We start from the raw sequence: 13,831 nt of genomic DNA on the forward strand, positions 1-13,831 counted from the left end.
TTGCCACTATTTACAAAAATAAATACAAAAAGTCAGCTATTTCTATATGACTTATTCATTATACCTAAAATTTAGTGACTTAGCAGTGCCTTTTTAGATTGTACAAATCTAAAGTTTTTTACTCTAATAATAATGTTAATAACTTTTTTTGATATGATTTATTCTTTTCAAGCTATCTGTCATTAAAAGTGCTTTTATTTATACTATAACAAGATTGAATCCGTAAAATAGATCTACCTAATTATTTTATGATTAATCTCTCCATAATTGTATCGATTTAATAATCCGCCTAGACTTTCAGACATTAAAAAGATAAAAAATCATAATAAAATAAAATGTTTACTATTGAAATTATGTTTTTTATTTTTTCATTCTAACGTATTCCTTATTAGAAAAATAAAAAGATTTCAACGATCAGTTACACAACATATAATAGATTTAAACTATCATAATATATTATATTGATCTGTAAAACCGATCATAATATAATTTGATAACTTTTTATTAACTTAAAATTTTAAATAAATTTATGGAGTAGGAATGGAAACAAAAAAATTTGATAGAAAACCAATAAGTTTAATAGCAGTGGCGGCTATGATATGTGGTATTGCCTCATTCATACCCTTTTATATTAACTATATAAACACAATATTTCTTATTTTAGCTATAGTTTTAGGAATAAAAGCTAAAAATGATATTCGATACAACAAAGAGAAAAGTGGCTTAATATTTGCTCAAATAGGCATTTATTCAGCAGTTATACAATTTGTAATGGTTATTATTATTTTTTTTCCACTTATTCCAATGTATTTATTTAGTGATTGATAGCCTAAAAATAAAACAAGGAATTAATCATATTCTATTTGAAATATAAAGAATTCTAACAGAATAAAAAATTCTTAATTATAAGAATAATATTACTTAATTAATTTAAATAACCTCAATACACGATAAAATAATTAGTAGGAAATAAAAATGTCATTCCAGCAATCTATTGATTCAGCTATTAAGCAGAAAGAAATTTTCTTTATTGGCGAAAAATTACCATCTGATTGGTATGAAGGATTTATATTATGGGGAAAAATAGCCCAAACAGGCGATCCCAAAGCTTTATTTAATATAGCGTATTGTTATTTCACTGGAGAAGGAACAGTCAAAGACATCAATAAAGCAATTGAATATTATGAAAAGTCAGCGCAAAATGGCATCGCTGATGCTTATTATCATATCTATAATAAGTTAAAAAATATTGATGAAAAAAAAGCATTAGAATATTTAGAAAAAGGTGTTATCAATGATTCACTTTTATCCAAGAAATGTATAGAAGACGCTCGCACAACCTACCAATACAACGAAAAATGGAAGCTCTACAACAAATATCATACAGCTATTCAAGAAAGTATTAAAAATAATGATATTCAAAAAGTTAAAAATGAACTAACGAAAGCAAAACAAGAAGGTATAGGAGATTGGCTTGAAGAGCTAGAATGTGGTATCCAACTACAAGCTAAAATTTATTATCAAACAGTAACAAAACGAAGCATAAAAGATATCATTCATCATAGTGACGGTAGTTCATCTCATACTTATGATTATGATTTCTCTTATAGATGTAAAATAAAATTATATAATCCTACAAATAAACCAATAGAATGTTTCTGTTGTGGTGAACATAGAATCATTAATCCAAAACAAAAGAAAACAGTCTATGGAATTATGAAAAACGTATACCCTGGATGCATCCAAGTAAACTATACAATTTATCAAAAAGACCAACCCAGATATTTCTTTTTTTCATTACCTAATATACATATCAAAAAAACATATGGAATATTTAATAAACTATTAAAGACATTAGCTTTTTGCCTAGCAATTCTAATAGTAGTTAAGTGTAGTTCTAATATATAAGAGAATAAAAGAGGGATAACCCTCTTTTTTATAATACCCTTTATTTTTGAAAATTAAGGCATAACCACTGATGTCATTTTAGCAAGTTTTACCCAATATGCTTTTCTTATAATATTGTTAGAATCATGTAATTATAGTCTAGACATGTAAACTGCGATAAATTTATTAAAATCTCATCAAATTGACCTGCAAAATATTATCAGGCAGGAAATTATGTTTATATTGCTGGGTTTATAATTTAGATAATGTTAAAGCATTATCACAATATCATTAGGTAAAATTTACTTAACAACAGATGAACAAGATAAACGTCATTTTGTAATAAAAATCTTAATTAATAATATAAATTTCAAAAACGAAAATATGTTATATTTGAATTTGATTGTTAATTTTTTGAAGATCCTTAAAAAGGAAGATGTTTAATAGTAGATCGTGAAGGAATAACCCTAGACCAATTTATTATTATACAGTGTCATTAAAGTACAAGTTCAGTACAATAACAGAAAGTTACAACGATTTAAGAGAATGAAATTAGTTGCACCTCAAGATTTAAAAAACTACCGCATTTATGTATTAAAACAAAGAAAAGGCGGAAGTGAAGTACTTCTAGAAACGAGAACAAACACAACAAACTTTGAGCTAGCAAAAGCCGCTTTTTGGCAATTGTATAATACGCACTATGATAATAAGCATCTATTATTAATGACTTGCAATAGCAAAAAGTTATACATTTATCGTTATCAATCATCTCCCGGCGATGAATGTTATATTTCATCTGATACAGAGTTAAATTATGAATAGAGAAAGACAACGAAAAAATGAACAAGCTTATCGAGACAGGAACGCTGGACGCCCTCGTTTGCCAGGTAAATATTTAACAGAACAAGAGAGTGAACTCCTCAAAAAATTAGCCACAATCTGCGGGACTCAAAAAAAGCTATTTTTGCCGGGTTAGAGCTATTAGATGAAAAATAAAAAAAAAGATAAAATAATTATTGATTAATCGTTCGCGCAATCAATTGTAATCACAGAGTTTAGAGATAATTCGATTGATCTGATAGACTCCAGAATCATAGTAAATATACAATTGTGAAAGATTTTAATTTTCCCACTACATCTCAAGAATGACACTGAATGACGTATCAATCGCAATTTATGCCAACCGAAATCATTTATCTTATAAAAAGATCGCAGAAACAGTCAGTAAAAAAATTTTGAAGACAATCATATTAAAATAATATTAATAACCGACCAAAACCGAATAAAACCAATTACGGCTGCCATTTTACCACCACTTAGATGTTATTAAATGGATTTTGTCTAATGGCATCCTCAAAGTGATTGGGTGCAAATTGAGCCTAACGCATTGTCATTTTAATATCTGTATGACCAAGTATTTTTTGCAATAGTAATATATTATCACCATTCATCATAAAAAGGTCACAAAGGTATAACGCAAAACATACAATAATTGCTGATCTGGTAACTCTATTTCAGCTCTTTTAATGGCAGAACGGAAAGCCAAGTAATACGGAGTAAAAAGCTGAACATTTTTTTGGAATTTAATTAAAAAGTTCATCATTTATAGGGACGGGGGTTATGCTTGCCTTAAGTATTAATATAGGTAATTTTCCCGTCTTTGACTTGAGAGCTTTTTAAACTTTCAACTGTACTCCATATGGCATCAGTTGCTAAACCAATTTTAACAATGACCGTTAAATCTTTTGCTTTGCTCTACTCCGCTGATGCTAGTAACAATTTTATTTGGTCTGGGAGCAGGTACGCCATTTCTTGCTCATCAATTGTAAATTGTCTGATGCGCTCAACCGGTTTTTTATGTTTCTATTATCCCATTAGTATCAGTTATTAAACATCGATTTTATATAGGCTAACTCAAGGTTTAACGTTCGAGGTACAACGGTTTTAACTCGTTCTGGGCGATATATTTCACCATTCAGCCGCTTGGTGCGGTAGTCTGTAAAAATTTTCGATGTAAATTTATTAGCTAGTGGATTATTAATGCTTTTAGAAATAAATAGCAAACTAGTTTACACATTTTCACCATCACTTAACGCCTTACCACGGGCGTCGAGCCAAATTTCGATTAGAGCTAATAAGCACCACCTATCATTTTTTCAGCAATCTAATGCTTAGTTATTGCTTGCTCCTTTATATAGTTTTCGTATGCGGCCTCGCCTTTTGTGACAAACGTTTTTCGAATGCACCACCCATCTTCCAGATATTTCTCAAAAAGCCACTTGCCATTTTTTTGTTTTCTGATAGACATAATTGTTAGTCGTCGCTATATAAATATTCACAAAGCCCATTAATATTGAACGTTGATACCGATGTCTTATCGTTAAATGTATATAAAAGATCAAGATCAACAAGATAGTTTTCAAAAGATGATACAAATTTTTCGTTTTTACAGAGTTTTTTATCAAAAAATATATCTGCATATATATCAACATCTTTTTGAAGAAATTCATCTATGCTACCTTTATAACGGTAATCATGAATTATTGATTCATCGGATGAAATTATATTTCTTAATGACATCTTATCGTCAACTTCTATTGGAAAATCACCGAATTTTTTTTCATAATTTTTTTTTGCAATTTCAGCTAGTTCTCTTAGTACATCGCTTTTATCAGCAAAACTTGGTGATGTAAATAAAATGCATGCAGCCAAAGGTAAAGCTAATGCAATAATTTTTTTCATCTCCCTATCCTTATTTTTAGTTCTTAAAAATACTATTTTTTAATAGCATATATTCATCATCTGCTATTGCTTCTTCTTTTTTTAATTTCGAAATACGCTTTAATTTCTCCAAATCATCGTTTGAAAATTCAATAGATTTTTCTATATGTTGTCATTGATGTTAGGGCTTTCTTTACCTGTATATAGCCATTTGAGATTAATCCCTGAGAGCTGAAACGCTCGCCGTGTTCTCATAAAAGCGGTATACCAACCTTGTTCAGTTCACTGCCAAATTGTGATTGTAGTGATTACACCTATATCAATATAAGCAAATTCTCAATTTCACTAAGCTGAATTACTAATTTACGGTTAATAATAATAAAATTAAGAAAGTGAATTAATACTTATTTCAGTTTTTTCTTTTTTGATCTAATCGCTGTTCAATTAACTTTTCTTGAATTGATGATCCTGCTGCAATGTTATTTATATTTACTTCCTTATTTACTTTGACCATTAATTTCATTTCGTCTTCTGAAAACAAGCTTTTACATAATTGACAGTAAGTTGATAAATAATTAAGAGCATACTCTTTATTTTTATCGAAAATCAAAATAGCTCCATCTAGTTCAGAGTTATTTTGATATTAAACATAAATTAATTTATCGTAAAGAAAATTTTTTCTAAAAGCATAATTATAGTAGTTAAAATATGGCAGTTTATAAAATGCGGATGACGTGTATTTAGGAAATAACTAGTTACTATTAAAACTATCTCTTACTTTAGTTATCAATGTCGCAATCTGATTACCATTTATAACTCGTTGTACTGCTAATTGATTAGCCATCCGTATTCCATTTAAGTTCTCTATTAATTCTTTAGAGTCAGCTGTTACAATTTCAATGCTAATTATTCTACTATATTATTTAATATAATAGCTGTGTTAAGTATCTGTTTGATTTTCAACAATATTGAAATCACCATAAATTTTTTTTAACTCTGGTTCAGCAATTTTAAATAAACATCTTTCAAACTTTATTTTTTCTTTGTTTGTATATGCCATTTTATTACCTCCTTACTAATTCTTTCTAAAAATCAATATAAAAGTTATATCATAAATTTCATTTTTGTATAAATAAAGTTGTAATTTTGAACTGTATGACTACACTGCACGAAAACGAAAGATCAACGGAGGATCAAACAATATTTTAAATTCTGACAAACTGTATATATATAAAAAAATCTCACAGGTATCGTTATAGAAAGATAGGTCATTATTTCAAATCAGAATCATCAAAAATAGAATAATCGAATTTCCATTTGTGACTTGGATTTTTATTACATTGCATAATATTTTCACTATAATTTTTATTTATTTTTATTTGTCTAAGTGATAAGTTTCCATCACATTTATGTACATTACATTTCCCTGTAATTTTTGTAATAAAAACCGCTCCATATCTATTTGATTCAAGGCTATACCCTAATGGTAAAAGAAGAAAGCGGCATCTAATTAGTAATAACCCAATTACAAAAGTTACCGCCAAAATCCCCAAAAACAGTATAAACAGAAAAATCACAAAATAGTTTACATTTAAAATATCTGTAAAAGCATTTGTAAAAATGGTTATAATATCAGCTAATAAACCTATAGCACTAATAATACTTATCCATTTTGTTTTTACTGTTTTCCCTACAATACTTAATTTCTTAATGCTATTTCGACTCATAAAACAATCATTTTTAGCAACTTGAGGATTATTGATAACTATTGGACCATAATTATTTCCCAGTATATTGTTATTTATATTATTATCGCCGTTTATTTTATTGTGATTTATTATTGATTGATTAAGAGATTTTTGTTTTTCTCCACAATAGCAACAAAATGTTGAATCCAATGGTATCTCTTTTTTACAACAAAAACATATCATATTATCTATACCTAAATTAAGATTAAAAAACAGATGCTAATTACATCTGTTTCGATTATCTCTTATATATAAATATTGCTAATTAATCAAGTAAATAAGGTTCAAATATTACAATCTCCTCTCCCATCCAATCATTGAGCTGTAAAAACCTGACCTAAAGTGGTTTAATTTCGTTTCGGGCAAATACTTTTGATGCCTTTTCTGGATCACCAAATCCACTCGTATTTTTAGGAGAGATCCCCATCAGTGATGGTGGTACTCGGTGTGCTGTTAAGACATCATCTTGAATGACTGATTTAATATCGATAAAGTTATCTTTAGCTGCAACCCCACCAACTAGAATAAGTTTTAAATCATCCTATTTACCATTAGGAACATACATTAATAAATTACGAAAGTTACCTAGTCCGCGACTGTTTGTATCGCCTTTTTTAGTTCATCAATATCTTTTTCATTACGTAATTGATTTGATAAATATAAAATAAATTAGGCATGCGAATCATTTTTAACATAACGCTGCCTAAATACTATCTCTAGGTTATCCAGCCAAATCGAATTAATGGGAGCTAGAAATTTGGGTAATTCATAAATGTCTTGATTGATATCAGGCGCTAACATATTCCATATCGGGCCTTTTTGAATTCGTGATCCTCAAAATTTTGATATATGTACCAATATTGGCTTGATTCAACGGCTCACGGGTATATTTTGCCAACGTTATTTTTAACCCATCGATTTGCCTCATCATGTTTGCGCGTTTTCCTAAATAACAATTTCCTAAAATTAAATAATCATTTTCTATTCGTTCAAATGATTAGCGAAATAGATACTTATGATGAATAAACGTACTATAATTAATATTATTTTGAGAACAGAACAAGGTTAGTCTTACCACTCAATGAAACGGCGCTCTTTCTAGCCCTTTACCAGCCCACCATAAATAGACGTGACTAAGCTTTACGCATAAAAATTCCACTTAAGTGGTTTATACACCGTTGAACTAACAAGAGGTCAATCTCGACGTTAAATTTTGCTAGCATTAATCCAATTTAACAAAAGAGTATTTTTATGACAGGGGTTATTTAAGATTAGGTAAACAGGCAAAATATAAACCATATTAAAAATATAGTTACCGCCACTTAATATTTTTTAAGATTTTATCGGAAGGAAAAACAACAGGCAAATTATTGATTTTATAGGATTTTAATGGTGGGTTGTGAGGGGATCGAACCCGCGACCAATTGATTAAGAGTCAACTGCTCTACCGACTGAGCTAACAACCCACTAAAGGAATGAAAACTATTGTATAGAAGTTTAGATTTTAATGCAAATACTCTAAAATAAAAACAGCCTTACCAACTAATTTAAAAAAATAAATTAATTTTGCATTACATAGTTAAATGCAAACCTACAATACCAACCACAATTATAGTAAGACCGAATATTCGACTAAAATTTTTCGGTTCCTTAAAAATAAACATATTAGCCAATACTGCACCTGAAGTACCTAGCCCTACCCATACTGGATACACAATACTTAAATCCAGATACTTTAATGAAAAATAAAATAATGAAAACGAAACAAAAAAACCTCCCCAATATAGCGTTAATCGGAATAAATTTTTTTGTTGTGAATAAAGTTTAAGACCTATAGCACCAATAACTTCAAATATTGCAGCAGTTAAAATAAATAACCATCCCATATGATATATCCAAATTTTAGTTAATTAGCTATCAGCTCGTTTAAGTTGCACAACACCAATAATAATTAATGCAACAAAAAATATTTCAATAAGTTTGATTTCTTTACCAAACAAGACCATATCTATAACTAATGAACCAATCGCACCTACACCAGAAAAAATCGCATACACTGTACCTGTAGGAATAGTCTTACATGCACTGGTTAAAAAGGTAAAATCAACAACGATTACCATTATGACAATAACCCAATGCCACCACTGACTTGCGGTAGTGAAACCAAATACCCAACACAATTCAAAAAAGCAGGTGAGAACAACAAATGCCCACTCTTTATTCCTGCTGTTCATAACGACCTCATCGATTAATTATTTTCAATTTTTATTGCTTAGTATTGTCTTTTCATTAATGTGTTCAATGAAACAAATGATGGTTCGCAAACAAGAACGTTTGCCACCTAAAGATTATGATGTTTATGCAGAAAAACAATTCAACCTTATATAAATTGCAAGATAATTATTGAAATATTTTTGTAATATTTCATTATCATTTTTTATCCTGCATAAATAATTCTATAACGAAGGATGAAAAATGGCAAGTCTATAATTATTGATAATTCAATGCTTTTAAATAACTTTCTTATTAAGAATAAGATATTTTGAAACCTTCATTTAGCCAATCTTGTTATTATTAAGAAACCTATCAAAAGCTGTAATTGCATTTTTCAATTTTAATTTAGATAGTTTGCTTGTAACCCAATTATCAAGGCAAGTTAGGAATATTAAAATAAATTAATTTATAAAATATTTTGAGGAAAGGGGTTTTTTTAAAATAAAATCAATATAGAATACAAAACTTGGCACTTTATTTAACTCTGAGAATCAAAACAAATAAGGTCCATTGAATAAACTTATTTAATACTGCGATTAAAGAATAAATCAAATAAATCAAAAGGAATCGACAATGTCAAAAAAATCGGACAATGAATTTAAAGTCGGCATAAAGGCTTATGTGTCACTTATTGTGGCCATACTGTTCTTTTCCGGACTATTTTATAACGTAGATGGAAAAGCTTGGTTAGGCGCATTTGATTTTACCAGTTTAAGTGGTAAGTTTGGTACAATGCTCCATCCGGAGAAAAATACATTTGTTGGTGAAGGTGGTAATAGCGCCAGAGCCGGCTTTATTTTCGCTCTTTCATTAATTCCAACTGTAATGCTTGCATTAGGGGTCTTAGAAATCTTTACCCACTATGGTACGATCCGTGCGGCTCACAAATTGTTAACACCATTACTTAAACCTATATTAGGTGTTCCGGGTAAAACAGGTTTGGCATTAATTACGGATTTACAAAGTACTGATGCTGGAGCGGTGTTAACCAAAGAATTATACGATGAAAAACAGATCACTAAAAAAGATCTCGTCATTATTAGTGCATGGCAATATTCTGGTGCAGGGTTAATAAATAACTATTTTTCTATTGGTTCAGCGCTTTTTGCGTCGATGTCTGTTGCAATATTTACGCCACTGGTCATTATGATTGTATTGAAATTTGTCGGTGCAATTTTAGTCCGCCTTGTATTAAATTCAGTTTATAAAAAGGATTTTATCAATGAGTAATTCAAGCAATCAAAAGCAGACTAACAACCCTTTAGATATTTTTGTAATTGGCGCTCGTAAGGGCTTTAATATTGCCATTAACAATTTAATGCCAAATATTATTATGGCATTTGTTATTACCGAAATCTTAAAAAGACTCGGTCTAATGCAATTAATTGGTGAAGTATTTGCCCCAGTCATGGGACTATTTGGATTACCTGGTGAAGCAATTACCGTTTTATTGACAGCTTGGTTATCAGCTTCCGCTGGAACTGGTGTTGCTGTAAATTTAATTAGTGGTGGTATTCTCACTGGTACTGATATCACTATTATAGCACCAGCTATCTTCTTAATGGGCTCACAATTACAATATATGGGCCGTCTACTTGGTGTAGCAGATGTGCCTAAAAAATATTGGCCACTATTAATGATTAATAGTATTGTTAATGCGTTAATAGCTATGATCATTATGCGATTTATTGTGTGATAAAGGAGATATCTATGTCGAATGTACTCGAGCACTATCACTACTTGCACCAAATTCCTGAGCTAGGATTTGAAGAAGTTAAAACATCAAACTATATAGCAAATAAACTAGAAGAAGCTGGCTATAAAGTAACCCGTAATATAAATAATACTACGGGTATTGTTGCAGAATATGACACTGGTAAATCAGGTCCTGTACTGGCATTACGTGCGGATATGGATGCCTTAGGACACATTATTGATGGCCAACATTGTGCCAGACACACTTGTGGCCACGATGGCCATTCATCAATGTTATTGACCGCAGCTCAAGAGCTTATCAAAGAAGGAAATATCAAAAAAGGTAAACTAAAATTGATTTTTCAACCAGCTGAAGAGTTAGGTTCTGGTGCACTGGCTATGATTGAAGGCGGTGCAATTGATGATGTTGATATGATCATCGGTTTACATGTTCGCCCTAAAGATGAATGCCCTAAAGGCTTTGCATCAGCTGCTATGTTCTATTCCGCTTCAACCACAGTTGAAGTAGATATTCATGGTATTCCTGCTCATGGGGCAAGACCTCATTTAGGCGTTAACGCTTTAGATGCGGCAACTATGGCTATTCAAGCAGTAAATACCATTCATCTTGCTCCTAGTTTAACGTATAGCGTCAAAGCAACACGTTGTATATGTGATGCAGGTGTAACAAATGCTATTCCGTCAGAGGCTTATGTTTGTTGGGATTTACGAGCACCAACCAACCCAGCTATGGATGAATTAAAAGCCAAAACACTCAAAGCGATTGAATTAAGTGTAGCATCCATTGGTGCTAAAGCTGATATCAAAGTATCGAAAGAAATTCCAGCAGCCGAAATAGACGATGAAGTAACTAAAATCATTGCTGAATCTATTACCGATGTACTCGGAAAAGAGGGATTAAAAGATCCTATTTTCACACCTGGTGGCGAAGATTTCTTCAATTATCCACGTGAAAGAGATGTAAAATCTGGTTTTTGGGGCTTAGGTGTCGATTTAACACCAGGTTTACATCATCCTGATATGACTTTTGATACATCAGCATTAGAAAATGGTGTAAAAATTACTAAAACTTGTGCTTTGAAGGTTTTAGGTTAAGCGAATAAATCCGCCGATTACTTCGGCGGTTCCTTGTAAATAATACTTTAAAATGAGATGTTAGTATTAATAAATAGCGTTCTACCTGGTTCATTATAAGTTGCTGCACCAGCCCCACGAACGGTTACTCTACCATTTCTTGATTGTCTTACTGTTGAAGAATTACCTTCTCTAAATAAACGTTTATCAAACAAATTATCAACACCAGCAGTGAATGTAAAATGCTTGTTAAATTGATATTGCCCACTTAGATTTAAAAGAGCATAAGGGCTTAGTTGATTAGTTGAACTATCAGTAAGTTTATCACCAAAATAATCATATTTTCTCGGTCGTTGTTTACCATACCAAGTAACAGCAGTTAACAATGAAAATTTGTCAGTTGCTTGCCAATCTATTGAAGAATTTATAGTGTATTTTGGAATGATTGACAAATAATCACCCGTTTTTTTATTTTTTGACTGCCACATCCAAGTTAGATTATTACGAAAATTAATTTTTGAAGTAACAGGAATAGTTAAACTACCTTCCAGTCCTTCAACCACCGATTTAGGTACATTTTGCCACTGAAAAATATTAGAATTTGTATTACCTTCAGTTTGCCCAATGGGACTCATACCAGAATCTATTTTATTATGATAATCATTACGGAAATAAGTTAAGCCAACAATTAAGCCTTCATTATTGTGAAACTCTAAACCAATTTCTTTATTTACACTTGTTTCCGCTTTTAAGTTTTTGTTACCTATTAAGTAGCAACTACCACCCGCACCATAACAGCCTTGTCCACGACTATAAAGCAGATAATTAGGGTTAGTTTGATATAAATTAGGTGCTTTATAGGCTCTAGCAATACCCAGTTTTAAACTAAAATAATCACCTATTTCCTGAAATAAGTTCAAACCCGGACTCCAGTTACTACCTGATTGACTTTGATGATTATAGCGTATCGTTGGTGTCAGCATAGTAGTTTGAGTCAGTTCGATATTATCCTCAACAAAAACACCCCAAAGATTAGCTGAGGCATTTTCACTACGATATTTATTTTTAATCCATGGTATACTTTCACCTTCTGTAAAAGTTTGTGTATTTGAAGTTGGATCTTTCATCTTTTGATGATTATACTCACCACCAATAGTCATGGTTTGTGGTAACAGGATGGTTAAAGGAAAATTAGTTTCATTATGTAAGGTAAAATTATTATATTTAATCGTTGAAAAATTATCATCTTTAAAGCGGCCTTCAGTGCCACCAGCTAAACCTTCATTCAAACGAGTATTCCGTGTTTTTTCAAGTTGGATATAAGACATGGTATTTACGCCATTGTCCCAATAACCACGATGAGTAACTGAGTAATTTTGACGATTCATTCTATTAGTTTCATCGTTATAAAATCGACTAACCAATTCATTAGGATTATTATTTTGAGTGTCACCAGCGTAAATATTACCTTGACGACTAACACTTGTCTCAAATTCTAGTGATTGTTTATCAGAGATATCCCAACGAAGAATGCCATTTATATCTTTATTACGCACACCTTCACGACCTGCACTAACCGAACTTGGATTAATTTGATGTTTTTTATTGATATCCCAATCATCAGCCTCAGTTTTGTTGAGATTACCATATAAACGCATACTTAGATTATCCGTTAATCCACCTGTTAATAAGATATTTGTTCTTTGGGTTGCCCCTTCTTTACTATGTGAAGGTAGATTTAAATAGCTATTCCACGAAATATGCCACTCTTTGGTTGGCTGCTTAGTGATAATATTCACTACACCGCCGGCAGCACCATCACCATAACGAGCAGCGGCTGGACCACGAAGGACATCAATTCTTTCGATAATATCAGAAGGTACCCAATTCGTATCCCCTCGAGTATCCCGCTCACCTCGCCAACCATAGCGAACTGACATACGACTTTTTACTGGTCGACCATCAACTAAAATTAATGTGTTTTCTGGCCCCATACCTCGAATATCAATTTGTCGGTTATTACCCCGTTGGCCACTAGTTGAGTTACCCGTCAAACTGACACCAGGCATGGTTCGAATGATTTCTGAAATATCATTTTTGGGTGGCATTTTAGTTAAATCTTTTTGCGTAATCACTGAAACACCTAGAGCTTGTTTGGTCTGCTCAGCCGCAGTTACGATCATAACCTCATCTGAATCGCTGTTGTTATTAACTGATGAATGAGCATTATCTGCATATGCATTGTGACAAGCAAAACCGATAAGTGCTGCTAACAAACAAGTCGATTTATATTTTGTATTCATATATTATCCCTGACAATTTTTATTAATAATGGTTATCATTATTAATTAGGTCGGAGTAATATAAATTAAAATTATCTATATTCAAGCTGATTCTGAATATTTGGCTAA

The 13,831-nt window shown here is 31.2% G+C and carries 13 protein-coding genes and 1 tRNA gene; 7 read left to right on the plus strand and 7 right to left on the minus strand.

Annotated elements, in window-relative coordinates; genetic code table 11:
• Positions 1-540 precede the first annotated feature (540 nt).
• The 4 genes from H3S74_RS09745 to H3S74_RS09760 all read left to right on the plus strand — a co-directional run bounded on the left by H3S74_RS09745 (position 541) and on the right by H3S74_RS09760 (position 2,863).
• Positions 541-825 (plus strand): DUF4190 domain-containing protein, encoded by a 285-nt coding sequence (locus H3S74_RS09745; protein WP_198200202.1) that lies wholly within the window; start codon positions 541-543, stop codon positions 823-825.
• A gap of 150 nt (positions 826-975) precedes the next feature.
• Positions 976-1,908 carry a tetratricopeptide repeat protein gene (locus tag H3S74_RS09750; protein WP_198200204.1) on the plus strand — a complete coding sequence of 311 codons (933 nt, stop codon included), beginning with the start codon at positions 976-978 and terminating at the stop codon, positions 1,906-1,908.
• Positions 1,909-2,433: 525 nt separating this feature from the next.
• On the plus strand, positions 2,434-2,709 hold the full coding sequence (locus H3S74_RS09755) for a hypothetical protein (protein WP_110447650.1): 276 nt from the start codon (positions 2,434-2,436) through the stop codon (positions 2,707-2,709).
• On the plus strand, positions 2,702-2,863 hold the full coding sequence (locus H3S74_RS09760; RefSeq protein WP_181414649.1) for a hypothetical protein: 162 nt from the start codon (positions 2,702-2,704) through the stop codon (positions 2,861-2,863). The genes H3S74_RS09755 and H3S74_RS09760 overlap by 8 nt, the downstream gene beginning before the upstream one ends.
• Positions 2,864-4,200: 1,337 nt before the next feature.
• On the opposite strand, the gene H3S74_RS09765 is transcribed toward H3S74_RS09760, so the two are convergent.
• From H3S74_RS09765 to H3S74_RS09790, 6 genes are all read right to left on the minus strand, one after another.
• Positions 4,201-4,629, minus strand: coding sequence for a hypothetical protein (locus H3S74_RS09765; protein WP_110447649.1), 429 nt, complete (start codon positions 4,627-4,629; stop codon positions 4,201-4,203).
• A gap of 388 nt (positions 4,630-5,017) precedes the next feature.
• On the minus strand, positions 5,018-5,218 hold the full coding sequence (locus tag H3S74_RS09770) for a hypothetical protein (RefSeq protein ID WP_198247775.1): 201 nt from the start codon (positions 5,216-5,218) through the stop codon (positions 5,018-5,020).
• A 661-nt stretch (positions 5,219-5,879) separates the two neighbouring features.
• Positions 5,880-6,506 carry a hypothetical protein gene (locus H3S74_RS09775; protein ID WP_198247776.1) on the minus strand — a complete coding sequence of 209 codons (627 nt, stop codon included), beginning with the start codon at positions 6,504-6,506 and terminating at the stop codon, positions 5,880-5,882.
• 1,240 nt (positions 6,507-7,746) lie between these two features.
• Positions 7,747-7,822 (minus strand) — tRNA-Lys (locus H3S74_RS09780).
• Positions 7,823-7,927: 105 nt separating this feature from the next.
• Positions 7,928-8,242: a multidrug efflux SMR transporter gene (locus tag H3S74_RS09785; RefSeq protein WP_198200209.1), complete on the minus strand. Its 315-nt coding sequence runs from the start codon at positions 8,240-8,242 to the stop codon at positions 7,928-7,930.
• 24 nt (positions 8,243-8,266) lie between these two features.
• On the minus strand, positions 8,267-8,590 hold the full coding sequence (locus tag H3S74_RS09790; protein WP_110447637.1) for a multidrug efflux SMR transporter: 324 nt from the start codon (positions 8,588-8,590) through the stop codon (positions 8,267-8,269).
• A 613-nt stretch (positions 8,591-9,203) separates the two neighbouring features.
• Between H3S74_RS09790 and H3S74_RS09795 the strand changes: the two genes are divergently transcribed.
• From H3S74_RS09795 to H3S74_RS09805, 3 genes are read left to right on the plus strand one after another with little or no spacing between them, the layout of a single operon-like run.
• The gene (locus H3S74_RS09795; protein WP_198200211.1) at positions 9,204-9,860 is read left to right on the plus strand and encodes a nucleoside recognition domain-containing protein; all 657 of its coding nucleotides are present in this window, start codon (positions 9,204-9,206) and stop codon (positions 9,858-9,860) included.
• Positions 9,853-10,326, plus strand: coding sequence for a YjiG family protein (locus H3S74_RS09800; RefSeq protein ID WP_110447635.1), 474 nt, complete (start codon positions 9,853-9,855; stop codon positions 10,324-10,326). Before H3S74_RS09795 ends, H3S74_RS09800 begins: the two co-directional genes overlap by 8 nt.
• A 14-nt stretch (positions 10,327-10,340) precedes the next feature.
• Positions 10,341-11,441 carry a M20 peptidase aminoacylase family protein gene (locus H3S74_RS09805; protein WP_110447634.1) on the plus strand — a complete coding sequence of 367 codons (1,101 nt, stop codon included), beginning with the start codon at positions 10,341-10,343 and terminating at the stop codon, positions 11,439-11,441.
• A 47-nt stretch (positions 11,442-11,488) separates the two neighbouring features.
• On the opposite strand, the gene H3S74_RS09810 is transcribed toward H3S74_RS09805, so the two are convergent.
• The gene (locus tag H3S74_RS09810) at positions 11,489-13,723 is read right to left on the minus strand and encodes a TonB-dependent siderophore receptor (protein WP_198247777.1); all 2,235 of its coding nucleotides are present in this window, start codon (positions 13,721-13,723) and stop codon (positions 11,489-11,491) included.
• Between the last annotated feature and the right edge of the window lie 108 nt (positions 13,724-13,831).

This window comes from Gilliamella sp. W8126, assembly GCF_016102185.1.
Lineage (GTDB): Bacteria > Pseudomonadota > Gammaproteobacteria > Enterobacterales > Orbaceae > Gilliamella > Gilliamella apis_A.